Raw genomic sequence first — 22,317 nt, 5'->3', positions numbered from 1 at the left:
TGGCTGACGGGCGGCGGAAGATCTCTCGGGGCGGCGCGGCGGCCAGCTCCCCCAAACACCCGATTTTATGCGCTGGGGGGAGCGGCCGCGCCGTCATCAGCCTCGTTTCAGTTCCCAGCGGGGACCGTGCGGGGTGTCCTCCACGACGATCCCGGCCGCGGTGAGGCCGTCGCGCACGGCGTCGGCGGCCGCGTAGTCCTTGCGGGCGCGGGCCGCCTGGCGCTGCTCCAGGGCCACCTTGACCAGGGCGTCCACCACCGGGTGCAGGTCGTCCTCGCCGCCGGCGGACCATTCGGGCGACAGCGGGTCCAGGCCGAGCACGCCGGTCATGGCGCGCACCGCCGCCAGGTGGCCGCGGACGGTTTCCAGATCGTTCGACGCCAGGGCGTTGTTGCCCTCCCGGACGGTCTCGTGCACCACGGCCAGGGCCTGGGGAACGCCGAGGTCGTCGTTCATGGCGTCGACGAACCGCTGCGGCAGCGTCGTCGCGGGCTCGCCGGGGCCTGTTACTTCGGCGGCGCGGGTCACGAAGCCCTCGATGCGCTGGTAGGCCGACACCGCCTCGGCCAGCGCCGTGTCGCTGTAGTCCATCAGCGACCGGTAGTGCGCCGAGGCCAGGTAGTAGCGCACCTCGACGGGCCGGGCCCGGTCCAGCAGGTCGGTCAGCAGCACGACGTTGCCGAGCGACTTGCTCATCTTCTCGCCGTCGATGGTGAGCAGCCCGTTGTGCATCCAGTAGCGGGCGAAGCCGTCGCCCGCCGCCTGGGACTGGGCGATCTCGTTCTCGTGGTGCGGGAAGATCAGGTCGACGCCGCCGCCGTGGATGTCGAAGGTCGGCCCCAGGTACTTGGTGGCCATCGCCGAGCACTCCAGGTGCCAGCCGGGCCGCCCGGCGCCCCACGGCGTCTCCCAGGACGGCTCGCCGGGCTTGGCGCCCTTCCACAGCGCGAAGTCGCGCGGGTCGCGCTTGCAGTCCTCGTTGGGGCTGTCGGCGGCCGACCGCATGTTCTCGATCTTCTGGTTGGACAACGCGCCGTACCGGTCGGCCCAGGAGCGCACGTCGAAGTAGACGTCGCCGCCGGCGGCGTAGGCGTGCCCGTTCTCCATCAGCCGCCGCATCAGCACGATCATCTCCGGGACGTGCCCGGTGGCGCGCGGCTCGACGGTGGGCGGCAGGCAGCCCAGCGTCTCGTAGCCGCGGGTGAAGATCCGCTGGTTGCCCTCGGCGACCGCGAACCAGGGCACGTCCTGCCGGGCGGCCACGTCGAGGATCTTGTCGTCGATGTCGGTGACGTTGCGGGTGAAGATCACCTGGTGGCCCGAGGCGCGCAGCCAGCGCAGCAGCACGTCGTAGATGACGCCCGAGCGCAGGTGCCCGATGTGCGGTGTGGCCTGCGGCGTCGCACCACAGACGTACATCCCCACGCGGCCCTCTTCCAGGGGCTCGAACGTGCGGACGGTACGGGTGCTGGTGTCGTAAAGGCGCAGGCTCACCGTCCCAGGTTATTGGATGGCCGCCCGCCCGCGCCTGGTCAACGGGTGTACACGTGGTCGGGCGTCACGCGCACGATGACGCGCTCGGCCGGGCCGTGCTCCTTCCACGCCTCGCCCATGTACCGCTGGGACAACTCCTGGATCAGCGCGCCGCCGGGGTCGTCGGTGATGGTCGCGGTGCCGCGGACCTCGGCGTACACGTAGGGGTTGCTCAGGTCGAAGGTGGTGAGGTTGACCCGGGCGTCGCGCTCGATGTTGCGGTGCTTGCGGCGGCCCTTGACGGTGGAGAACACGATGTCGTCGCCGTCCACCTTGGCCCAGATCACACTCGCCTGCGGCGCGCCGTCGGGGTTGAGCGTCGCGAGCGTGACGAAGTTGGTGGTGTCGAACAGCTCGCGGGCCTTGTCGTTGAGCGGCGCCATCGTGTGGATCTCTCCCTGTCTCCGGGGGTGTCAAGATCACCCTATGACAGGCGATCTTCCCATGAGTCAGGCGCGGTGTGCGGTCCGGGTCCGGCGGCACAGTTCGGCCAGCGCCACCGCGTTGGGGGTGTGCCCGGTGAGCGCGCTCAGCTCGCGCACGCCGTCGGCCGACCGGACGGTGACCACGCCGTTGGCGATGACGACGTCGCGCAGCGCGGGCCAGGGCACGCGCTGCCCCTCCTTACCCACGCCGGCCGGACTGACGGTGAACGGCCCGAACCGTACGGCCCGGCCCGCCTCCAGCGCCGCCAGCCCGGGCGGGACGACGCGGGCCGTCACCTCGGCGACGACGGTCTCCCCCAGCAATCGCACGTCCGGCAGCTCGTCGCCGAACTCCAGCGTGCCGCCACGGGTGGTGGCGACGGTGAAGCGCCAGCGCGTCCTGGCGTGCCGGGCGCGCTGGACGCCCGAGACGGTGACCGCGCTCAGGTCGTCCCAGAGGTAGACGTCGGACCGCCCGGATCCGGTCACGGCCAGGCCGCCCTGGTGCAGGGTCACCACGATCCCGCGCCCGCGCAGCACGCCCCGCGACAGGATCCAGCCGACCGCGCCGAGGTACCCGACCGCCAGCAGCGCCGCCGGGACGCCGAGCAGCAACCGCCCCGCCGCCAGGTAGACGGCGGCGGCCGGGACCAGCACGATCCCGGCCAGCCCGAGCAGGATCAGCCAGGCCAGCGCGCGGCGGCGGCCGGGCCTGGCGTCGAAGGCCCGGACGGGGTCGCCCAGGTGGTGCGCCGACGCCTGGTCCGGAGCGCTCTGCGAAGTGGGCACGAATATCCGACTACCCCGGGAACGGCGGGGAAAATCGCCAGAAAAGGCCCCAGCCTCCTGCCCCCGCGGGAGGCGTCCTTCCCGCCTGGTGCAGCATGGTCGCCGAAAAGGGAGGAGTAACCCGCCCCCCGGCTGGTTAACCTCCCCTACAGCACGTGGTCGCCCCCTCCCCCCGAGACGAGTGCAGGATGCCCGCTGATCCCACCGGTCCCACCACCCCCTCCCGGCACGGCACGGCCCAGCGCCGCTTCCTCGGCGCGGCGACCGGCCTGGTCGTGCTCGTCCTGGCGGCGGGCGCGTTCGCCGTCTCCTACGACGCCCTGCGCGACCTGGCGGCGGCGGGCGGCGTGGACCGGCGCTGGGGTCCGGCGTACCCGGTGATGGCCGACGCGCTGCTGGTGATCGTGGTGCTGGCGCTGATCGTGGCCCGGCACGCGCGCTGGTGGACGCGGGCGGTGCGCTGGGTGTTGCTGGCCGCGCTGGTGGCGGGCGGGGCGGCGCTGGGCGTGCAGCACGCGGTGTGGGGTTACGCCTCGCTGCCCGACGAGGGGGTCAGGGCGGGGGTGGCGGTCGCGCCGCACGCCATGCTGATCCTGGCGGTGTGGTTGTGGCTGACGATGTTCAAGCAGCTGCGGGCCCCGCAGCCGCGTCCGGCGGAGGAGCCTGCTGTGGAGGAGGGCGAGGCGGCGTCCGAGGATGATGCGGAGGCTGTCACCGAGCGTGTCCGTACGGCTGACGTCGAGCAGGAGGCTGCGGACGACACCGTTCCCGTCAAGGCCCTCGAAGCCCCCCGGCCGCCCGCTCTCCTGCCCACCGACGTCGAACTCGTCCACCGGCCCACTGACGCGGAGGACACCGACGACGATCTCGACGCCCCCGCCGTCGACCGCGCCGAGGACCCCGACGCTGGGGACGACGACGAGCCCGCCGGCCGTCGCCGCCTGCGCCGCCGCTCCCGCGCCACCGATTCCGAGACCACCGACCCCAACGGCTTCACCCCGCCCGACGACGACGATCTGCCCATCTGGGACTGGAACCCCCCGTCCGGCTCCCTCCGCAGCTCCCCCACCCCGCCCGCCGAATGACCGGAACGACGAAAAAACGCGCCCGGCCACCAGGGGTGGTCGGAGCGCGCTCGTCGTGCCGCCGGGGAGGTCAGCCCTTCCGGACGACCAGGGCGTTCGCGATGGCCGCCAGGCCCTCGCCGCGCCCGGTGAGGCCGAGGCCGTCGGTCGTGGTCGCCGACAGGCTCACCACCGCGCCGCCCAGCGCCTCCGAGAGCGTCTTGGCGGCCTCGTCCCGGCGCTTGCTGACCTTGGGGCGGTTGCCGATGACCTGGATCGCAACGTTGCCGATGGCGAACCCGGCCTCGTCCACCAGCCGGGCCGTCTCGCGCAGCAGCGCGACGCCCGACGCCCCCGACCAGCGCGGGTCGGCCGTGCCGAACACCGCGCCGAGGTCGCCCAGCCCGCAGGCCGCCAGCAGCGCGTCGCAGGCCGCGTGGGCCGCCACGTCGCCGTCGGAGTGCCCGGCCAGGCCGGGGCCCTCGCCGGGCCATTCGAGCCCGGCCAGCCACAACGGACGGTCGGCAGAAGCGAACGGGTGGACGTCGGTGCCGACGCCCACCCGTGGAAGCTGCTCGTTCAACCGCTCAGCCGGCCAGGACCTCGTCGAGGAGGGCCTCGGCCTTGTCCTCGTTGGTCTTCTCGGCGAGCGCCAGCTCGCTGACCAGGATCTGCCGGGCCTTGGCGAGCATGCGCTTCTCGCCGGCCGACAGGCCGCGCTCCTTGTCGCGCCGCCACAGGTCGCGGACGACCTCGGCGACCTTGTTGACATCACCGGAGGCGAGCTTCTCCAGGTTGGCCTTGTAGCGCCGGGACCAGTTGGTCGGTTCCTCGGTGTAGGGGGCGCGCAGCACCTCGAACACCTTCTCCAGGCCCGACTGGTCGACGACGTCCCGGACGCCCACGTCCTCGACGTTCTCGACCGGGACCTGTACTGTCAGGTCGCCCTTGTCGACCTTCAGGACCAGATAGGTCCTTTCCTCACCCTTGATGGTGCGAGTCTCGATGGCTTCGATCCGAGCAGCCCCATGGTGGGGGTAGACGACGGTGTCGCCGACCTGGAAAGTCATGTGACAAGTACCCCTTCCGCTAAACCCAGAATAGCACGGGCCAGCCGGTGACTGCACCGGCCTTCCAGACATATCCGCAGGTCAACCCCCTAATTGGGGTCTTGACAAAGCCCCTTAATGGTGCGTCCGCCCCCCGTTTCGCCCGCGCGCGGAGATCACCGGGTGATCGCGGCGCGCTCGGCGGCGGTTGCGGCCGACCCCCTGTCAGCGGCCCGCGGGCGGCTCATACTGGGAGGTGAACATGCCGGACGTGCCGGGTACGAAGCGCCCGTGAGGGTGTGAACGGGGCGCGGCGGGTCCGGCGGGTTCCGAGGACGGTGAGGTGGCGGCGTGAGGCCAGACGGCGACCCCGACGACTACGGGCTCCCCCATGTGGACGTCGTGGTGCCCGACGACGCCCGCGAGCTCGCCCGCGACGTGCTCGCCTACCAGCGCGAGCGGCGCCAGCTGCGGCGGCGGGCCCGGCTGCGGCGGTTGCTGCGCCCGGTCACGCGGTTCGGCGTGGTCGTCCCGCTCATCGCCGGGGCGCTGCTGGTCGCGCTGGTCAGCGGGGCGCTGATGACGACGTTCGGGCCCCGCCCGATGCCCCGCCCGTCGGCCGCGCTGCTGAACCCGCACCCGTCGGCGAGCCCCGGCCGGGTCGGCGGCTGGTTGCCCGAGGGCCGCGTGGAGCTGGACGGGGCCAGGCCCGAGCCGGTGGACGTGCGGGCGGCGCTGCGGCCCGGCGTGATCGGGATCGCCGCGCCCGGTTGCGGCTGCGCGCGGGCGGTGGACGAGCTGGCGGGCAAGGCCCGCGAGTTCGAGCTGAACTTCTGGCTCGTCGGCGATCCGCGCGGCAGCACGCCCGAGCGGGTGCGCAAGGAGATGCGTTCGTTGCGGAGCGCGTCGCACAGGGGCGCGCCGCAGATCGTCCTGGACGCCAAGGGCCTGCTGGCCGCCGCGTACGCGCCCCAGGGCCGCGCCGCCGGGCTCACCGCCGTGCTGGTGGAGGACGAGGGCGTGGTGACCGCCGTGGTGCCCGGCGCGCAGCCCGGACCGCTGCTCACCGACAAGATCAAGGCGCTGAGCTAGCCGCAGCACACGCCGGGACGGAAAACAACCCCCGGAGCGGGGTACGCCGCCCGGTCTCGCTACGCTGCCCCTGGCGTCTCTGTCGCCGGAGCGCCGCCCCCTGCACATCATCTTTTCGCGAGGAGAACCGACGCCGTGATCCGAAACAGCCGTCGAGTGGTCGCGCTCGCCATCGCGGGCGCCGTCGCCATCACGCCGGTGCTTTCCGGCTGCGGCGCCGGGACCAACCCGCAGAGCGCCGCGCCGACCCGGCTGACCGAGGGCGTCAGCGCGTCGGTGCCGCAGGGCGCCGACGCGCCGAAGATCGACGTGCGCAACATGTTCCTGCTGGGCCCCAAGCCCGACACCACCTTCAACGCGGGCAGCTCGGTGCCGCTGTACGCCTGGGTCGTCAACCAGGTCAAGAGCGGCGACCGGCTGACCGCCGTCGAGGCCCCCGACTTCGCCCAGGTGAAGATCACCGGTGGTGGGGTGGCGCTGCCGCCCGCCAAGGAGTCCGGCGAGGGCTCGCTGGTGTCGCTGGTGGGCGACGCCGCCGCCCCGAGCCCCTCGGCGACGCCGAGCGGCAGCGCCAAGCCGGGCGAGAAGAAGGCCAAGCCGGGTGCTTCGGCGACGCCGACGGGCGCGGGCGCGAGCCCCTCCGAGGGCGCGAGCGCCAGCGCGTCGCCGGGCGCGGAGTCGAGCAACACCCCGTCGGCCCCGGCCTCGTCCGCCGACGTCCCGGCCGCCGCGGACGGCAAGGCGCCGCTGGTGGTGCTGACCGGCCTCAAGCGCACCCTGCTGGGCGGCGAGACGCTCAAGGTGACGCTGAGGTTCGAGAACGCCGGTTCCGTGACCGTCCCGGTCCCGGTGATCCCGCAGCAGGGCGAGTACGCCTCCTTCACGGCGGTGTCGACCGGCGTCCCGGTGCCGGGCGCCTCGTCGCCGTCGCCGAGCGGCTCTCCGGCCGGTGAAGAGGCCGGGCACGAGCCCGCCGCCGGGCACTGATCCCAGAACGAAGAACGGCCCGTACGGCTCACGCCGTACGGGCCGTTTCCCGTTTCCGGGGGCTTACGGCTCGAACTTGTAGCCCAGCCCCCGCACGGTGACGATGTAGCGCGGCGTGGACGGGGTGGCCTCGATCTTGGCGCGCAGCCGCTTGATGTGCACGTCCAGGGTCTTGGTGTCGCCGACGTAGTCGGCGCCCCACACGCGGTCGATGAGCTGCATCCGGGTCAGCACCCGCCCGGCGTTGCGCAGCAGCACCTCCAGCAGCTCGAACTCCTTCAGCGGCAGCTGGACGGGGTCGCCGCCGACGCTGACCACGTGGCGCTCAACGTCCATCCGGACCGGGCCGGCCTCCAGCGTCGCCGGGGCCAGCTCGTCCACCTCGCCCTGGCGGCGCAGCACCGCGCGCATCCGGGCGATCAGCTCGCGGGTGGAGAACGGCTTGGTGACGTAGTCGTCGGCGCCCAGCTCCAGGCCGACGACCTTGTCGACCTCGCTGTCCTTGGCGGTCAGCATGATGACCGGCACGTTGGACTTGGCGCGCAGCTCGCGGCACACCTCGGTGCCGGGCAGGCCCGGCAACATCAGGTCGAGCAGCACGAGGTCGGCACCGTTGCGCTCGAAGATGTCCAGCGCGTCGGGGCCGGTGGCCGCGACGGCGACCTCGAACCCCTCCTTGCGCAGGTTGTACGACAGTGCGTCGCTGAAGGACTCCTCGTCTTCCACGACGAGCACGCGGGTCACGGTGTTGCCTCCTGGGCGGTTGCGGTGCGGCGCGGGGCCCTGCGGTCCCCCATCACGCGCCGGGGGTGGGGTGGATGGGCGGCGTGCCCGCGGGTCCGTTGACCGGCGGCACTCCGGGACCGGTGACCGGCGGCGCGAGCGGGCCGGCGGGGTGCAGCAGCGGGAGCCGGACGGTGAAGGTGGAGCCGGAGCCCTCCTGGCTCCAGACCGTGACCTCGCCGTCGTGCTTGGTGGTGACGTGCTTGACGATGGCGAGGCCGAGGCCGGTGCCGCCGGTCTGCCGGGAGCGGGCGGGGTCCACGCGGTAGAAGCGCTCGAAGACGCGCTCCAGGTCCCGCTCGGGGATCCCGATGCCCTGGTCGGTGACGGTGACCTCCACCTGGGCGTCGTCGGTGCGGCGGGTGGCCACCACCACGCGGGTGCCCTCGGGACTGTAGGCGACGGCGTTGTCGATCAGGTTGCGCAACGCGGTGACCAGCAGCTCGGCGTCGCCGCGCACCTTCAGCCCGGCCTCCCCGCCGCTGGTGATCTCGATGGCCTTGGCGGCGGCCTTGATCTGGCCGCGGTCCATGGCCTCGGCGACGACCTCGTCCAGCGCCACCGGCCGCAGCTCGGGCAGCGGCTCCTCGCCCTGCACCCGCGACAACGTCATCAGATCCTGGACCAGGCTGGTCAGCCGCACCGACTCGTGCTGCATGCGCCCGGCGAAGCGGCGCACGGCCTCGGGGTCGTCGGCGGCGCCCTCGACGGTCTCGGCCAGCAGCGCCAGCGCGCCGACGGGCGTCTTCAGCTCGTGGCTCACGTTGGCGACGAAGTCGCGGCGGATGGCCTCCACCCGGCGCATCTCGGTGAGGTCCTCGGCCAGCACCAGCACCAGGCCGTGCGAGCCGAGCGGCGCGACGCGCACGGCGAACCAGCGGCCCTCGGCGCGGACCCGGCCGCGGGACGGGCCGACCTGCACCTCGGTCTCGCGGATCTCGCCGTCGCGGCGGACCAGCCGGGCCAGCGCCAGCAGCTCGTCGGCCACCAGGCGGTCGCCGCTGACCATGCCGAAGGCGCGGGCGGCGGAGCTGGCCCGCACCACCCGGTCCTCGGCGTCCACCACCACGGCCGACGAGCGCAGCACGCTCAGCACCGAGGCGATGCCCGGGGGCAGGCCGCCCTGCGGCTTGGCCGGGGTCACGACCTGCTGGGCCCGCTCGCTCACACGTACCGCCAATCCAGTAGCGAGCCCGATCGCGAGCCCAGCCAGCCCGGTCAGGGCCGCGACAATCTCGACCTCCACACTTCGGATCGTAGGTGGGAATCGGTGCGTTCCTGCACCATGGGGGGACATAAGCGCGTCGCGTTCGCCCAAAGTTCACCTTGTTCTCCGGGACAGTTCATGCCGGTCAGGCAGGGTGTGGCGTGGGCGAGTCCGTCCGGGACGCCGCCCCCGTCCCCCTTCCGGCACATCCGCCCCCGACCACGGCAAGGATTCCCAGTGCGCGACGCCTACCACGAGGATCTCGACGCCCTCTCCGACAAGCTGGTGGAGATGACCCGGCTGGTCCGCTCCGCGATGGCCCGCGCGGTGACGGCGCTGCTGGACGCCGACCTGCGGCTGTCGGAGGAGGTGATCAGCGCCGACGAGCACGTCAACAAGATCGACACCGAGATCGAGGAGACCGTCTTCGAGCTGATGGCCCGCCAGCAGCCGGTGGCCGGGGACCTGCGCACGGTGATCACCACGCTGCGGATGAGCGGCGACCTGGAGCGCATGGGCGACCTCGCGGTGCACATCGCCAAGACCGCGCGCCGCCGCCACCCCGAGTCGGCCGTGCCGCCCGAGCTCCAGTCCACCGTGCTGGAGATGGGCCAGATCGCCGAGCGCATGGTGGCCAAGGCCGGCAGCGTCATCGCCTCGCGCGACGTGGAGATGGGCCTGGAGCTGGACACCGACGACGACGCGATGGACCGGCTGCACCGCAAGCTGTTCGACATCCTGCTGTCGCCCAAGTGGAAGCACGGGGTCGAGCCCGCGGTGGACATCACGCTGGCCGGGCGCTACTTCGAGCGGTTCGCCGACCACGCGGTCGTGGTGGCGGAGAACGTGGTGTACCTGGTCACCGGGCAGCGGCCCCAGGAGATCATCGACGCGTCCTGAGCCCGCCGCCCCGGGAGCCCGTGGGTTCCCGGGGCACGGCCGGTTGAGAAAATATGTTGACCGGTCTACTTTGGCGAGATGGGACAGAAGGGCGAGCAGACCCGGGCCCGGCTGGTGGCGGCGGCGCTCGATCTGATCGAGTCCGGCGGCTGCTCCGCCGCCGGGCTCAACCAGGTGATCGCGGCCAGCGGCGCGCCGAAGGGGTCGTTGTACTTCCACTTCCCCGGCGGCAAGGACCAACTGGTGGAGGAGGCGGTGCGGCAGGGCGGCGCGGAGATCTCACGGCTGCTGGGCGAGCTGCCCGCCGATGACGCCGCCGGGTTGCTGACGGGCCTGCTGGAGGTCCTGGGCGAGCGGATGGAGGCTTCCGGGTGGCGCAAGGGCTGCCCGGTGGCCACCGTCGCGCTGGAGACGGCGGCGGAGAACGCGGCGTTGCAGCGGGCCTGCTCGGAGGTCTACCGGTCCTGGGAGGACGGGCTCGCCGCGCTGCTGGAGGCCGAGGGGCATCCCGCGCCGGGTGAGACGGCCTCGTCGGTGCTGGCGCTGGTCGAGGGAGCGCTGATGCTCTCCCGGGCGCACCACAGCCGGGAGCCGCTGGAGAAGGCCGCCCGGACGATCGCCCTGCTGCTCTGACTCCGTGCGCGTCGTGACGCTGTTCCTTGCGGATCTCAAAATATGTAGACCGGTCTATTAAGTGAGGTGCTCTTGTCCCCCGATTCCGTAGTCTTCGGCGCGGCCGGGTTCATCGGCCGCGCGCTCGTCGCGGAACTGCTGCGGCGCGGCCACCGCGTCGCGGCGGCCGTCCGTGGCCCGGCCGCGCCGCTGCTGGCATGGCTGGACGCCCAGGACGCCGACGTGCGCGCGCTGACCGTCGTCACCGCCGGCATCACCCGTTCCGGGCTCGGCCTGGACCCGCTGCCCGAGGTCCGCGACGTCTACAACTGCGCGGCCCGCTACGCCTTCGGCCTCGACCCCGCCGAGGCCCGCGCCTTCAACGTCACCGGCGCGCTGAACGTCCTCGACTGGACGGCCGCCCTCCCCGCCGCGCGCCGCCTGGTGCACCTCAGCGGCTACCGGGTGGCGGGGACGGACGGGCCCGGCACGCGGCTGGGCGCGTACGAGGAGTCCAAGCGAGAGGGCGACGCCGCCGTCCGCCGCCGCGCCACCGAACTGGGCGTGCCGACGACCATCGCGAACCCGTCCGCTGTCATCGGTCCCGGCCAGTACATTGGCCTGTCCTCGATGGCGGAGGAACTGTGGCGGGGACGGCTACCCGCAGTGCCCGGCGGGCCCGACACCTTCGTGCCGGTCGTCGAACTCGGCTACCTGGCCCGCTTCCTCGCCGAGCTGCCCACCGCGCCGGAGACCGCCGGGCAGGACTACTGGGTGCTGGACGACGCGACGCCCGAACTTCCCCGGCTGCTGGGCCTGCTCGCCGAACATCTGGGCGTGCGCGCGCCGCGCCGGCACGTCCCGGTGTCGCTGGTGCGGGCGCTGCCGCGTTCCCTGACCAACGCCGACCCCGAGACGTTGTCGTTCCTGTCCACCGACCGCTACCCGACCGGTCCGGCGAACGAGTTCGCCCGCGCGCGGGGCTTGGAAGCGCCGCCGGTCGAGCAGGCGCTGCGCGACTGGGCGGACCACCTGGTCGCGACTCGCTTCGGTGCGGTGGTCGCGCCGGAAGGCCCGTACGGCTTCCAGGAGGTCGCGGGCGGGCGGACCTGGCTGGCAGGTGATCGTGACGCCCCTGAGCACGTCCTGCTGCATGGGCTGCCGCTGGACGGCACCTCGTGGGCGGAGACCGTCCGGCATCTCGACGGCCCCGTTCTGGCGGCCGACCTGCCCGGCCTCGGACGCTCCGGCCCGGTGGACGTCCCGCTCGACGCCTGGCTGACCGAGCTGCTGGTCCCGGTGAAGGGCCGTCCGCTGCTGACCGCGCACTCCTACGCCTGCGGCCCCGCCGTCCGGTACGCAGCGCGCCATCCCGAGCGGATCAGGGGCCTGGTGCTGGTCGCGCCGCCGTTCCTGCTGGCCCCGGCCGCCCGCCGCGAGCCTGCGGCGCTGACCGCCGTGATGTTGCGCCGGACGTCGGCCACCCGGCTGGCAGGCGTGCTCGGCGTCCCGCCCGGGGAGGCGGTGGAGAGCGCGGTCGCGTCGTTGCGCCGTTCCGGCGTCGCCCGCCGGACGGCCGCCGCCGTGCACGGAGCCGCCGCCGAGCATGCCGCGCTCCGGCGGGCGCTGGCCGAGGTGACGGTGCCGGTAACGGTCGTGACCGGCGAAACCGACCCCGCCGTGCACGCCCTGCCCTTTGGAACCGCCGTGATCGCGGGGGCCGGGCACTACCCGCAGCTCACCCACCCCGAGGAGACGGCCCGCGCCATCGCCGGGGCCTGAAACCACGGACTCCCCGGCCCGCCCGCGCCGAACGCGCGAGCGGACCGAGGAGTCCGCGCAGGTGGAGAGGGTTACTTCTTCTTGCCGACGCCCTGGTTCTTGACGGCCTCGATGGCGGCCTTGGCGGCGGCCGGGTCGAGGTACTCGCCGCCGCGCTTGAGCGGGGCGAAGTCGTCGTCCAGCTCGTACACCAGCGGGATGCCGGTCGGGATGTTCAGGCCGACGATGTCGTCGTCGGAGACGTTGTCCAGGTGCTTGACCATGGCGCGCAGCGAGTTGCCGTGCGCGGCGACCAGGACGGTCTTGCCGGTGGCCAGATCCGGCACGATCGTGTCGTACCAGTAGGGCAGCAGGCGGTCCACGACGTCGGCCAGGCACTCGGTGCGCGGGATCAGCTCCGACGGCAGCCCGGCGTAGCGCAGGTCGTTGACCTGCGACAGCGGGTCGTCGTCCTTGATCGCCGGCGGCGGGATGTCGTAGGAGCGGCGCCAGGTCATGAACTGCTCGTCGCCGAACTCCTCGCGCGTCTGGGCCTTGTTCTTGCCCTGGAGCGCGCCGTAGTGGCGCTCGTTCAGCCGCCAGGAGCGCTCGACCGGGATCCACAGCAGGTCGGCCACGTCGAGCGCGATGTTGGCGGTGCGGATGGCCCGCTTCAGCAGCGAGGTGTGCACCACGTCGGGGGTGATGTCGGCGTCGAGCAGCAGGTCGCCGCCCTTGGTCGCCTCGCTCTCCCCCTTCGCGGACAGGTCGACGTCCACCCAGCCGGTGAACAGTCCCTCCGCGTTCCACACGCTTTCGCCATGCCGGAGCAATACCAGGGTCGCCATGGCACCAGAGCTTATCGGGCCCTTCCGGCGGCCCCGCGAGGACGGGTGGTCAGCGGTTGGCGGGGTCGGCGAACGACGCGAACGCCTGGAGGTTGGCGAGGCTCTCGCCGCGCTTGACCCGCCAGTCCCACTCCTTCTGGATGGAGGTCTTGAAGCCGCGCTCCAGGGCCTTGTCGAAGTTCTCGTCGGAGTAGGTGAGCACGCAGCCGAGCAGCCGGTCGATCTCGTCGGGGCTGACCGAGGCGAGCGGGACGCGGCCGACGAGGTAGACGTCGCCGACCTCGTCCAGCGCGAACGAGACGCCGTACATGCGGCCGTTGCGCTCCAGCAGGAAGCGGTAGAACTCGGCGTGGTTCTCGTCGGGGCGGCGGCAGAAGAACGCCTCCACGTGCAGGCTGTGGTCGCCGACGATCAGCCAGGTCATGGTGGCGAGCTTGTGCTGGCCGGGGAGCTTGACGAAGAACGCGCCCTCGCGCGGCCTGTCGTACTCCAGCTCCGCCGCGCGCAGCGTCTCCTCGATGACCTCGACGGGGTTGCTCATGCTGGGACCTCCGCTGTGACCTGGGCAGGAATGCCGACCGGTTGTGCCATCGCCCCGGTATACACCTCCAGCAGCCGGTCCACGGTCGCGTCCCAGCCGAAGGCACGGCCGTGCCGGACCGCGCCGCGCGCGAGGCGGGCGTGCAGGCCGGGCTCGTCGTGCAGGCGGCGCAGGACGGCGGCGTAGTCGGCGGGGTCGTGGCCCCGGATGAGGTGGCCGGATTCGCCGTCGCGGACGGCGGTGCGCAGCCCGCCCACGGCGGCGGCGACGACCGGGGTGCCGCACGCCTGCGACTCGACGGCCACCAGGCCGAACGACTCGTTGTGCGAGGGGACGACGGTCACGTCGGCGGCGCGGTACCAGTCGGCCAGCACCGGTTGCGGCGCGGGCGGCTCGAACCGGACGACGTCGGAGATGCCCAGCTCGGCGGCCAGGCGCTGGAGCTGTTCGGGCCGGGCGCGGCCGCTGCCGGAGGGGCCGCCGACGACGGCGACCACCAGCCGGGACCGCAACGAGGGGTCCTGGCGCAGCAGGTGGGCGGCGGCGCGCAGCAGCACGTCGGGGGCCTTGAGCGGCTGGATGCGGCCCACGAACAGCAGCACGTAGGCGTCGCGGGGCAGGCCGAGGCGGCGGCGGGCGGGGCCGGTGCGGTGCGGCAGCAGCCCGGTGCTGCGGGCGATCAGCGGCGACTCGGGCTGGAAGACGCCGAGGTCGGCGCCGGGGCTGACGGTCGCGACGCGGGCGGGGTGCGCGCCGTACAGCCCGATCAGCTCGCGGGCCTCCTCGGCGGTGTTGGCGACGAGCTGGTCGGCCGAGGCGACGACCTGCTCCTCGCCCAGCACGCGGTCGGCGGGCTCGGGCTTGTCGCCCTCGGCGAGCGCGGCGTTCTTGACCTTGGCCATGGTGTGCATGGAGTGCACCAGCGGCACGCCCCAGCGCTGCTTGGCGGCCCATCCGGCCTGGCCGGAGAGCCAGTAGTGGGTGTGCAGCAGGTCGTAGTGACCGGGGTCGTAGGACGCCTCGGTGCGCAGCACGCCGGAGGTGAACGAGCACAGCTGGCGCGGCAGCTCGCCCTTGTCCAGCTCCTCGAACGGCCCGGCGATCACGTTGCGGACCAGCACGCCGGGGGCCAGCTCGGCGACCGGCGGCAGGGCGCGCGAGGTCGCGCGGGTGAAGATGTCGACCTCCACGCCGCGCGCGGCCAAGCGCTTGGCGACCTCGACGATGTAGACGTTCATGCCGCCCGCGTCGCCCGTGCCCGGCTGGTCGAGGGGCGAGGTATGAACACTGATCGTCGCAACCCGGTTGATACGACGCGACACCGGACACCACCTCCGCTCATGCAACCTACCGACACCCTGGGGTGTTCCCGCACGACAGGGCGCAACCATCGGGCCCGCGCGGCGTGATCGACCTCACCAGGGCCGCGACCAGCGGCGCGGGGGCGACCTGGGAGGCTGTGGCCATGCGGAAGACGGCGGTAATCACCGGAGCGAGCAGCGGTATCGGGGCGGCCACGGCGCGGCGCCTGGCGGCCGAGGGGTTCAACGTGGTGCTGGCGGCCCGCCGCCGCGACCGGCTGGACGACCTGGCCCAGGAGATCAGCGAGAACGTGCCGGGCGCGGGCAGGGTCGTGGCGGTCACGCTGGACGTGACCGACCAGGCGTCGGTGGACGCGCTGGCGGACGCGCTGGACTCCTGCCACGTGCTGGTCAACAACGCGGGCGGCGCGGTGGGCCTGGAGCCGGTCGCGCAGGCCGACCCGGCCGACTGGCAGACGATGTACGACACCAACGTGCTGGGGCTGCTGCGCGTCACCAAGGCGCTGCTGCCCAAGCTGGTCGCCGGTGGCGCGGGGCACGTGGTCAACATCACCTCGCTGGCCGCGCACGTGGCCTATGAGGGCGGGGCGGGCTACAACGCGGCCAAGTACGCGGCGTACGCGGTGAACGAGGTCATGCGGCTGGAGCTGGTGGCTGAACCGGTTCGGGTGACCGAGGTGGCCCCCGGCCTGGTCAAGACCGAGGAGTTCTCGCTGGTGCGTTTCAAGGGCGACGAGGCGAAGGCCGCCAAGCCCTACGAGGGCGTGCCCGAGCCGCTGGTGGCCGACGACGTGGCCGACTGCGTGGCGTGGGCGGTGACGCGTCCCGCGCACGTGAACATCGACCGGATCGACGTGCAGCCGCGCGTGCAGGCCGCCCCGTACAAGCTGCACCGGGTATAGGCGGGCGATCCGGCTCCGTAGGGATCATCTGGTGGCGCTCCGGGTATTCCCCCAGGTGGCGACCCCGGACGGGGGTGCGCGTTCGGGGGGAGCCGGCTGATGGCCGATGACTGGGAGCGGATGTACGTCCTGCCGCTGGACGGCGCCGACGTCGATCCCGCGCTGGCGGGCGGCAAGGGCGTGACGCTGTCGCGGCTGGTGGACGCGGGCCTGCCCGTGCCGCCCGCGTTCCTGGTGACGGCCGGGGCCTACCGGCACTACCTGGAGCGCGGCGGCCTCGGCGACAAGATCCTGGCGCTGCTGACCCACAGCACGCCCGAGCAGGCCGAGCGGGCGGTCGCGGAATTGTTCTCCGAGCACGAGCTGCCGACCCAGATCGCCGGGCCGATCCGCTGGGCCTACGCCGACCTGGGCGACCGCTACCACGCGGTGGCGGTCCGCCCGTCGGGCTCCGCCGAGGACGTGCCGGACCCGTCGGCCGAGCGCCAGGACACCTACCTGGACGTGCGCGGCGACGCCGAGCTGCTGGAGGCGGTGCGGCGCTGCTGGCGGTCGCTCTGGTCGGCGCGCGCCATCGCCCACCGCTACGAGCATGGCCTGCGGCACGCCGACGCGGCGGTGGCGGTCGTGGTGCAGAACATGGTGGCCTCGGACGTCTCCGGCCTGATGTACACCTCCGGCCCGGTGGACGGCGCGGCCGACCAGGTCGTGATCAGCGCCTCCTGGGGGCTGGGCGGCGCGGTGGTCGGCGAGCGCGACGACCCGGACCTGCTGGTGCTGGACAAGGCGTCGGGCACGATCCTCACGCAGTCGGTCGCGGACAAGGCCGAGCGCACCTCCGACGCCGGGGAGATCGAGCCGGTGCCGCCGGAGCTGCGCGCCCGGCCCGCGCTGCCGCCGGACCAGGCGGCCGAGCTGGCGCGGCTCGCGGTCCGGATCGAGGAGCTGGCCGGACGGCCCGCGACCGTGGAGTGGGCATGGCGGGACGGGCCGTGGATCTTGCAGGTACGGCCCCTCACCCCGGCCGGACAGCCCGAGCTGGGGCCGCCCGCCACCGGCGACGCGCACGGCGACGCCCTGGGCCGCGACGACGGTCTCGACGGCGACCACCTCTGGACGCGGGCGGAGCTGGGCGAGGCCGCGCCGGACGTGCTGACGCCGCTGAGCTGGTCGCTGGTAGAACGGATGCTCGGCGCGGCGATGCCGGGCGACGGGGCGTTCGGCTCCATCGGCGGCCGCCTCTACCTGAACCTCGGCCAGGCCGCCGCGTTCACACGTCAGGAGACGTTGGAGCAGCTCTACGGCAGGCTTCCGGCGGATGTGGCCGTGTCGCGCGAGCGTCCGGCCGCGTCGGCGCTTCCGGCCGCCGTGCGCTCGGTGGTCGAGCGGCGGAAGTTGCCGGACTTCCTGGCTTCGTCGCCGAGCCGATGCGCCGCGCTGCGGCAGCGGATCGAGCACGCCCGCTACCCCGAGGAACTGACGCGGCTGTGGCGCGACGCGCTGCGGTCGCTGGTCACCGAGGCGGGGCACATGCTGGCGGCCGTGCCCGGCGGCCCGGCCGGTGTCCGCGCCGAGCTGGCCGAGCTGGTCGGCCCGGACGACGCCGACGCGATGCTCAGCGGCCTGCGCGTGCCTGCCGGGGCCGCCGGAACGGCGCGCGCGGTGCTCGGGGAAGCGGAGCTGGCGGCCGTCGGCCCGGTGGTGGGCCTGGCGCGGCTGGCCCACGGCACCCTGGACCGCCCCGCCTACCTGCGGGAATGGGGGCATCGCGGGGCGCACGAGTTCGAGGTGGCGATGCCGCGCCCGGCCGAGGACCCGGGCTGGATCGACCGGCAGCTCATGGCGCTGGGCGAGGCGGGCCGGGACGCGGCCGCGCTGCGCGACCTGCGGCGGGACGAGAACCGGGCCGCCTGGGAGCGTTTCCGCGTCCGGTATCCGGCGAAGGTGGCCGCGACGCGCCGCAAGGTGGGGCGCTGGGCGCGGTCGGCGCACCTGCGGGACGCGGCGCGGTCGGAGGCGGCGCGGGTGTTCTGGGTGATGCGGGCGTTCGTGCTGCGGGCCGGGGAGATGACCGGGTACGGCTCCGACCTGTTCTTCCTGGACATCGAAGAGGTCGTCGATGTGCTGCGAGGGCGGGAGGAGGCGTTGGCCGAGGTGCCCGCGCGGCGGCGCGTCAACCTGCGGTACCGGACGCTGCCCGTTTACCCGGCGCTGGTCCGGGGGCCGTTCGACCCGTTCGCGTGGGCCACCGACCCCGGCCGCCGCACCGACTACCACGGGCCCGGGACGCCGCCCCGGGACGATGACACGATCATCGGCATGTCCGGGTCGGCCGGGACCGCCGAGGGCCGGGTGCGGGTGCTGCACTCCCCCGAGGAGGGCGGCGCGCTGCGGCCGGGCGAGATCCTGGTGGCGCCGGTGGCCAACGTCGGCTGGACGCCGCTGTTCCCGCGCGCCGCCGCGCTGGTCACCGACGTGGGCGCGCCGCTGTCGCACGCGGCGGGCGCGGCCCGTGAGCTGGGGCTGCCCGCCGTCGTCGGGACCGGCGACGCCACCATGCGGCTGCGGACCGGCGACCACGTGCGGGTGGACGGCGCGACGGGCGCGGTGCGGCTGGTCAGGACCGTGGATCGACAGCCGACCACGGCAGGGTGACCTCGCCGAGCCGCCAGCGGGCCCGGCCGCCGAACGGGGGGCGGAGCAGCACGGGGTGGGCGTCGGCGAGCAGCGTCACGGCGGCGGTCCAGCGGGCGCGGGGGCCGAACACCGACTGGGGCGCGGCGATGGCCCAGCAGCGGTCGAAGTCGGCGAGCAGGGTGTGCACGCGCTCGCCGGGGACGTTGCGGTGGATGAGGGTCTTGGGCAGGCGTTCGGCCAGTTCGGAGGGGCGGCCGAGGGTCGGCAGGTGGGCGGCGAAGGTGATGGTGCGCGGCGCGTCGCGGTCCAGGGCGACCCAGACGGCGCGGCGGCCTATCTCGTCGCAGGTGCCCTCGACCAGCACGCCGCCGGGGGCCAGGCGCGAGCACAACCCTTCCCATGCCTGCCAGGCGGCGGCCTCGTCGTACTGGCGCAGCACGTTGAAGGCGCGGACCAGCACGGGCGGCCGGTCCACGGGCAGCTCGAAGCCGCCGCGCAGGAACGACAGGCCGGGATAGGCGTCGCCGGAGCGTTCCAGGAAGGCGCGGCCCGCCGCGACCCGGTCGGGCTCGATCTCGATGCCCGCGACCTCAAGCCTCGGCTCGACGGCGCGCAGGCGCGCGTACAGCTCCACGGCCGTCACCGGGGACGCGCCGTAGCCGAGGTCGATCGCCAGCGGCCGGTCCGCGCTGCGCAGCGCCCCGGCCTGGGTGGCGGCGATCCACCGGTCCACGCGGCGCAGCCGGTTGGGGTTGGTGGTGCCCCGGGTGACCTCCCCCTGGGGCTTGTTGCGCGTGCGGGCCATGGCGTTCATTGTCGCCGCTCACCGGCGGGCTCCGGTCAGGACGTGAGCACCTTGAGGCCGACGACGCCGCCCACGATCATCAGCAGGCAGATCACGCGGGCCGTGGTGACGGGCTCGTGCAGCCAGAGCATGCCGTAGACGACGGTGCCGACCGCGCCGATGCCCACCCAGACGGCGTAGGCGGTGCCGAGCGGGAGTTCGCGCAGCGAGTGCCCCAGTCCGGCCATGCTGGCGGCCAGCGCCACCAGGAACAGCAGCGTCGGCCAGAGCCGGGTGAACCGTTCGGACTTCTCCAGCGCCGCCGCCCAGACCGTCTCCATCAAGCCCGCGAACGCCAGGATCAGCCAGACCATCGCACTCCCCTTCCGTGACCGGCCAGGGGGTGTTGTGGATCTTCCCGCCGCGCGCGGCGGCAATCCCGCGCCCCCCGCTGAACGAGATTCGGTAAGCGTTCGGTTACGGTGATCCTTCCGCGTCCCTCCCGGAAGGAGCGCCGATGCCCCGGCTCGATCTGGCGACGTTGCACGAGGCCGTCGCGGCCGCGATCCCCGACCGCGAGTGCCTGGTCTGGCGGGACCGGCGGCTCACCTGGGCGCAGGTGGCCGAACGGTCCCGGCGGCTGGCCCACGTCCTGCACGCCCACGGTCTTGGGCTCCGCAGTAAATCGGGGCAACCCTGGGAATCGCCGCACGACCACCTCGCGCTCTACCTGCACAACGGGCCCGAGTACGCCGAGGGGCTGCTCGGCGCGCACAAGGCGCGGGTCGCGCCGTTCAACGTCAACTACCGGTACGTGGACGACGAGCTGGCGCAACTGTTCGGCGACGCCCGTCCCGGCGCGATCATCTTCCACGGCCGCTTCGCCGCCGCCATCGACCGCGTCGTGCGCCGCCTGGACCGGCCGCCCGCGCTCCTCCTCCAGGTCGCCGACGGGTCCGGGGCCGACCTCCTGCCCGGCGCGCTCGACTACGAGGCCGCCCTCGCCGCCGCCTCCGCCGATCCCCTCGACGTGCGCCCCAGCCCCGACGACCTGCACATCCTCTACACCGGCGGCACCACCGGCCTGCCCAAGGGCGTGTTGTGGCGGATCGGCGACCTCATGATCGGGCCGCTCGGCCTGCGCCGCCGCGACAACACCCCCATCACCGACCTGGCCGAGGCCGTCGAGCGCGCCACGCGCGGCGCGCACCGCGTGCTGGTCGGGCCGCCGATGATGCACGGGGCCGGGACCTGGTCGGCGCTCGGCGGCTGGTGCGGCGGCGCGTGCGTGGTCTTCCCCGACGTCGTGGACGGCCTGGACGCCGCCGACCTGCTGCGCACCGCCGAGCGCGAGCGCGTCACCCGCGTCCCGCTGGTCGGCGACGCGTTCGCCCGGCCGATCCTCGCCGAGCTGGAACACGGCTCCCACGACCTGTCCGCGCTGCGCACGATGCTCAACTCCGCCGCCGGGATCAGCCCCGGCGTTAAGACGCGGCTGCTGGAACTCCTCCCGCACGCCCGCATCGTCGACGTGCTCGGCTCGTCCGAGACCGGCTTCCAGGTGACGCGCAACGGGGCGGGCGCGCGCACCTTCGCCGCCGCGCCCGGCACGGCCGTCGTCAGCGCCGACCGCACCCGCCGCCTCTTCCCCGGCGAGGACGAGATGGGCTGGCTGGCCAAGGGCGGCGACGCGATCCCGCTCGGCTACCTGAACGACCCGGCCAAGACCGCCGCCACCTTCCTGACCGTGGACGGCGAACGCCTGGTCGTGGCCGGGGACCGTGCCCGCCTGCTGGCCGACGGGACGGTGGAGGTGCACGGCCGCGAGGCCACCACGATCAACACCGGCGGCGAGAAGGTGTTCGCCGAGGAGGTCGAGACGGTGCTGCGCGGCCTGCCGGGCGTCGCGGACGCGCTGGTGGTGGGCCGTCCCAGCGAGCGGTGGGGCACCGAGATCGTGGCGGTGCTGCAGACCGCCGGGCCCGTCTCGGACGCCGAGCTGCGCGAGGGGTGCGCCGCCCACCTGGCCCGCTACAAGATCCCCAAGGCGTTCCTGCGCGCCGCCGGGAGCCTGCGCCTGCCCAACGGGAAGGCCGACTACGCCGCCGCCCGCGCCGTCGTGGCCCGGTCGGCGGGCAAGGCGGCGAATGGCCAGCCGGTGGGCGGGGCGGCCCCGCTGTAGTGGCACGACGCTGGCCGAATCCGGTTCTGCCGAGTGCTGTACAAGATCCACTGCACCGGACATGCTGGCGTCATGCCCGATCTCAGCACGCTGCTGTCCGACCTGGCCGCCGAGGGCGACACGCTGGACGCCCTGGTCGCGCCGCTGCCCGCCGGCGGCTGGGCCACGCCCACGCCCGCCGCCGGGTGGACGATCGCGCACCAGGTCGCCCACCTCGCCTGGACCGACCGGCAGACCCTCGCCGCCGCCACCGGCCCGGAGGCGTTCGACTCCGTGCTGGCCGCCGCGCTCGTCGACCCCGACGGCTTCGTGGAGGCCGGGGCCGCCGAGGGCGCCGCCGAGCCGCCCGCCGAGTTGCTGGAGGGCTGGCGCGCCGGGCGGCGCAAGGTGCTGGACGCGCTGGCGGAGGTCGCGCCGGGCGCGAAGCTGCCCTGGTTCGGGCCGCCGATGGGCGCGGCGTCCATGGCCACCGCGCGGCTGATGGAGACCTGGGCGCACGGCCAGGACGTCGCCGACGCCCTCGGCGTCGAGCGGGAACCGACGGCCCGGCTGCGGCACGTCGCGCACATCGGCGTCCGCACCCGCGACTTCGCCTACCGCAACCGGGGCCTGGAGCCGCCCACCGATCCCTTCCACGTCATCCTGACCGGGCCGGACGGCGAGGTCTGGACCTGGGGCCCCGACGACGGGCCGCAGTCGGTCACCGGGCCCGCGCTGGACTTCTGCCTGCTGGTCACCCAGCGCCGCAACCGCGCCGACCTCGCCCTGACGGCGCAGGGGCCGGACGCCGACCGCTGGCTGGACCTGGCGCAGGCGTTCGCGGGGCCGCCCGGGACGGGGCGTTCGCCCGCCGCCGGGCACTGAGAGGTTGCGCACTGTCGGCCGGGGGCGTGTTAAAC

22 protein-coding genes are annotated in these 22,317 nt (G+C 73.8%); 10 read left to right on the top strand and 12 right to left on the bottom strand.

The window, feature by feature from the left end:
• Nucleotides 1–96 precede the first annotated feature (96 nt).
• From cysS to AH6_RS07535, 3 genes are all read right to left on the bottom strand, one after another.
• Nucleotides 97–1,494 carry a cysteine--tRNA ligase gene (cysS, locus tag AH6_RS07545; protein ID WP_067475755.1) on the bottom strand — a complete coding sequence of 466 codons (1,398 nt, stop codon included), beginning with the start codon at nucleotides 1,492–1,494 and terminating at the stop codon, nucleotides 97–99.
• A 38-nt stretch (nucleotides 1,495–1,532) separates the two neighbouring features.
• Nucleotides 1,533–1,916 carry a PPOX class F420-dependent oxidoreductase gene (locus AH6_RS07540; RefSeq protein ID WP_067475753.1) on the bottom strand — a complete coding sequence of 128 codons (384 nt, stop codon included), beginning with the start codon at nucleotides 1,914–1,916 and terminating at the stop codon, nucleotides 1,533–1,535.
• A gap of 66 nt (nucleotides 1,917–1,982) precedes the next feature.
• Nucleotides 1,983–2,747, bottom strand: coding sequence for a DUF6585 family protein (locus AH6_RS07535; protein ID WP_067475750.1), 765 nt, complete (start codon nucleotides 2,745–2,747; stop codon nucleotides 1,983–1,985).
• Nucleotides 2,748–2,935: 188 nt separating this feature from the next.
• On the opposite strand from AH6_RS07535, the gene AH6_RS07530 reads away from it, so the two are divergent.
• Entirely contained in the window at nucleotides 2,936–3,832 is an 897-nt protein-coding gene (locus AH6_RS07530) for a DUF2637 domain-containing protein (RefSeq protein ID WP_067475747.1), read from the top strand.
• Between the two features lie 70 nt (nucleotides 3,833–3,902).
• Here AH6_RS07530 and ispF read toward each other — a convergent pair whose 3' ends face one another.
• The gene (gene ispF / locus AH6_RS07525) at nucleotides 3,903–4,373 is read right to left on the bottom strand and encodes a 2-C-methyl-D-erythritol 2,4-cyclodiphosphate synthase (RefSeq protein ID WP_067475744.1); all 471 of its coding nucleotides are present in this window, start codon (nucleotides 4,371–4,373) and stop codon (nucleotides 3,903–3,905) included.
• Between the two features lie 25 nt (nucleotides 4,374–4,398).
• Nucleotides 4,399–4,881, bottom strand: a complete 483-nt coding sequence (locus AH6_RS07520) for a CarD family transcriptional regulator (RefSeq protein ID WP_067475742.1) — start codon at nucleotides 4,879–4,881, stop codon at nucleotides 4,399–4,401.
• A 330-nt stretch (nucleotides 4,882–5,211) separates the two neighbouring features.
• Between AH6_RS07520 and AH6_RS07515 the strand changes: the two genes are divergently transcribed.
• Together AH6_RS07515 and AH6_RS43515 are read left to right on the top strand one after the other, a co-directional pair.
• On the top strand, nucleotides 5,212–5,952 hold the full coding sequence (locus AH6_RS07515; RefSeq protein WP_067475739.1) for a hypothetical protein: 741 nt from the start codon (nucleotides 5,212–5,214) through the stop codon (nucleotides 5,950–5,952).
• A 135-nt stretch (nucleotides 5,953–6,087) separates the two neighbouring features.
• Nucleotides 6,088–6,939, top strand: coding sequence for a hypothetical protein (locus tag AH6_RS43515; protein WP_157431320.1), 852 nt, complete (start codon nucleotides 6,088–6,090; stop codon nucleotides 6,937–6,939).
• Between the two features lie 63 nt (nucleotides 6,940–7,002).
• On the opposite strand, the gene AH6_RS07505 is transcribed toward AH6_RS43515, so the two are convergent.
• Nucleotides 7,003–7,674 (bottom strand): winged helix-turn-helix domain-containing protein, encoded by a 672-nt coding sequence (locus AH6_RS07505; RefSeq protein ID WP_507762027.1) that lies wholly within the window; start codon nucleotides 7,672–7,674, stop codon nucleotides 7,003–7,005.
• Between the two features lie 61 nt (nucleotides 7,675–7,735).
• Nucleotides 7,736–8,968: a sensor histidine kinase gene (locus tag AH6_RS07500; RefSeq protein ID WP_067475729.1), complete on the bottom strand. Its 1,233-nt coding sequence runs from the start codon at nucleotides 8,966–8,968 to the stop codon at nucleotides 7,736–7,738.
• 198 nt (nucleotides 8,969–9,166) lie between these two features.
• Between AH6_RS07500 and phoU the strand changes: the two genes are divergently transcribed.
• The 3 genes from phoU (at nucleotide 9,167) to AH6_RS07485 (ending at nucleotide 12,223) form a co-directional block, all read left to right on the top strand.
• Nucleotides 9,167–9,829 carry a phosphate signaling complex protein PhoU gene (gene phoU, locus AH6_RS07495; RefSeq protein WP_067475726.1) on the top strand — a complete coding sequence of 221 codons (663 nt, stop codon included), beginning with the start codon at nucleotides 9,167–9,169 and terminating at the stop codon, nucleotides 9,827–9,829.
• Nucleotides 9,830–9,907: 78 nt separating this feature from the next.
• Nucleotides 9,908–10,462 carry a TetR/AcrR family transcriptional regulator gene (locus tag AH6_RS46530; protein WP_067475723.1) on the top strand — a complete coding sequence of 185 codons (555 nt, stop codon included), beginning with the start codon at nucleotides 9,908–9,910 and terminating at the stop codon, nucleotides 10,460–10,462.
• Nucleotides 10,463–10,528: 66 nt separating this feature from the next.
• Nucleotides 10,529–12,223: an alpha/beta fold hydrolase gene (locus AH6_RS07485; protein ID WP_373861748.1), complete on the top strand. Its 1,695-nt coding sequence runs from the start codon at nucleotides 10,529–10,531 to the stop codon at nucleotides 12,221–12,223.
• Nucleotides 12,224–12,294: 71 nt separating this feature from the next.
• On the opposite strand, the gene AH6_RS07480 is transcribed toward AH6_RS07485, so the two are convergent.
• Genes AH6_RS07480 through mshA form a run of 3 tightly spaced genes read right to left on the bottom strand, consistent with a single transcriptional unit; the run spans nucleotide 12,295 to nucleotide 14,913 of the window.
• Nucleotides 12,295–13,050, bottom strand: coding sequence for a phosphoglyceromutase (locus tag AH6_RS07480; RefSeq protein ID WP_067475718.1), 756 nt, complete (start codon nucleotides 13,048–13,050; stop codon nucleotides 12,295–12,297).
• Nucleotides 13,051–13,099: 49 nt separating this feature from the next.
• Complete coding sequence (locus AH6_RS07475) at nucleotides 13,100–13,591, bottom strand: type III secretion system chaperone family protein (protein ID WP_067475715.1); 492 nt, start codon at nucleotides 13,589–13,591, stop codon at nucleotides 13,100–13,102.
• On the bottom strand, nucleotides 13,588–14,913 hold the full coding sequence (gene mshA, locus AH6_RS07470) for a D-inositol-3-phosphate glycosyltransferase (RefSeq protein ID WP_067475712.1): 1,326 nt from the start codon (nucleotides 14,911–14,913) through the stop codon (nucleotides 13,588–13,590). Before mshA ends, AH6_RS07475 begins: the two co-directional genes overlap by 4 nt.
• A 143-nt stretch (nucleotides 14,914–15,056) precedes the next feature.
• On the opposite strand from mshA, the gene AH6_RS07465 reads away from it, so the two are divergent.
• Complete coding sequence (locus AH6_RS07465) at nucleotides 15,057–15,815, top strand: SDR family NAD(P)-dependent oxidoreductase (RefSeq protein WP_067475914.1); 759 nt, start codon at nucleotides 15,057–15,059, stop codon at nucleotides 15,813–15,815.
• Nucleotides 15,816–15,914: 99 nt separating this feature from the next.
• Entirely contained in the window at nucleotides 15,915–18,470 is a 2,556-nt protein-coding gene (locus AH6_RS07460) for a PEP/pyruvate-binding domain-containing protein (RefSeq protein WP_067475709.1), read from the top strand.
• Here AH6_RS07460 and AH6_RS07455 read toward each other — a convergent pair.
• Nucleotides 18,433–19,257 carry a class I SAM-dependent methyltransferase gene (locus AH6_RS07455; protein ID WP_083982361.1) on the bottom strand — a complete coding sequence of 275 codons (825 nt, stop codon included), beginning with the start codon at nucleotides 19,255–19,257 and terminating at the stop codon, nucleotides 18,433–18,435. The two genes, AH6_RS07460 and AH6_RS07455, sit on opposite strands and share 38 nt — an antisense overlap.
• A 35-nt stretch (nucleotides 19,258–19,292) precedes the next feature.
• Nucleotides 19,293–19,610, bottom strand: a complete 318-nt coding sequence (locus AH6_RS07450; RefSeq protein ID WP_067475698.1) for a DMT family transporter — start codon at nucleotides 19,608–19,610, stop codon at nucleotides 19,293–19,295.
• 143 nt (nucleotides 19,611–19,753) lie between these two features.
• Here AH6_RS07450 and AH6_RS07445 point away from each other — a divergent pair, with 143 nt between their 5' ends.
• Both AH6_RS07445 and AH6_RS07440 read left to right on the top strand, forming a co-directional pair.
• Nucleotides 19,754–21,418: an AMP-binding protein gene (locus AH6_RS07445; RefSeq protein WP_067475695.1), complete on the top strand. Its 1,665-nt coding sequence runs from the start codon at nucleotides 19,754–19,756 to the stop codon at nucleotides 21,416–21,418.
• A 72-nt stretch (nucleotides 21,419–21,490) separates the two neighbouring features.
• Complete coding sequence (locus tag AH6_RS07440) at nucleotides 21,491–22,282, top strand: TIGR03084 family metal-binding protein (RefSeq protein ID WP_067475692.1); 792 nt, start codon at nucleotides 21,491–21,493, stop codon at nucleotides 22,280–22,282.
• The last annotated feature ends 35 nt before the right edge of the window (nucleotides 22,283–22,317 follow it).

It is taken from the genome of Actinomadura hibisca NBRC 15177 (assembly GCF_001552635.1).
Lineage (GTDB): Bacteria > Actinomycetota > Actinomycetes > Streptosporangiales > Streptosporangiaceae > Spirillospora > Spirillospora hibisca.
Note: the sequence above shows the minus strand (reverse complement) of the source record. Positions and strands in the feature narration are given on the sequence as shown.

Coding starts and splice junctions, on each gene's coding strand:
- AH6_RS07540 (WP_067475753.1), bottom strand. CDS start 1,916: ATGGCGCCGCTCAACGACAAGGCCCGCGAGCTGTTCGACACCACCAAC.
- AH6_RS07530 (WP_067475747.1), top strand. CDS start 2,936: ATGCCCGCTGATCCCACCGGTCCCACCACCCCCTCCCGGCACGGCACG.
- AH6_RS07520 (WP_067475742.1), bottom strand. CDS start 4,881: ATGACTTTCCAGGTCGGCGACACCGTCGTCTACCCCCACCATGGGGCT.
- AH6_RS46530 (WP_067475723.1), top strand. CDS start 9,908: ATGGGACAGAAGGGCGAGCAGACCCGGGCCCGGCTGGTGGCGGCGGCG.
- AH6_RS07480 (WP_067475718.1), bottom strand. CDS start 13,050: ATGGCGACCCTGGTATTGCTCCGGCATGGCGAAAGCGTGTGGAACGCG.
- AH6_RS07475 (WP_067475715.1), bottom strand. CDS start 13,591: ATGAGCAACCCCGTCGAGGTCATCGAGGAGACGCTGCGCGCGGCGGAG.
- AH6_RS07465 (WP_067475914.1), top strand. CDS start 15,057: ATGCGGAAGACGGCGGTAATCACCGGAGCGAGCAGCGGTATCGGGGCG.
- AH6_RS07460 (WP_067475709.1), top strand. CDS start 15,915: ATGGCCGATGACTGGGAGCGGATGTACGTCCTGCCGCTGGACGGCGCC.
- AH6_RS07455 (WP_083982361.1), bottom strand. CDS start 19,257: ATGGCCCGCACGCGCAACAAGCCCCAGGGGGAGGTCACCCGGGGCACC.
- AH6_RS07450 (WP_067475698.1), bottom strand. CDS start 19,610: ATGGTCTGGCTGATCCTGGCGTTCGCGGGCTTGATGGAGACGGTCTGG.
- AH6_RS07445 (WP_067475695.1), top strand. CDS start 19,754: ATGCCCCGGCTCGATCTGGCGACGTTGCACGAGGCCGTCGCGGCCGCG.
- AH6_RS07440 (WP_067475692.1), top strand. CDS start 21,491: ATGCCCGATCTCAGCACGCTGCTGTCCGACCTGGCCGCCGAGGGCGAC.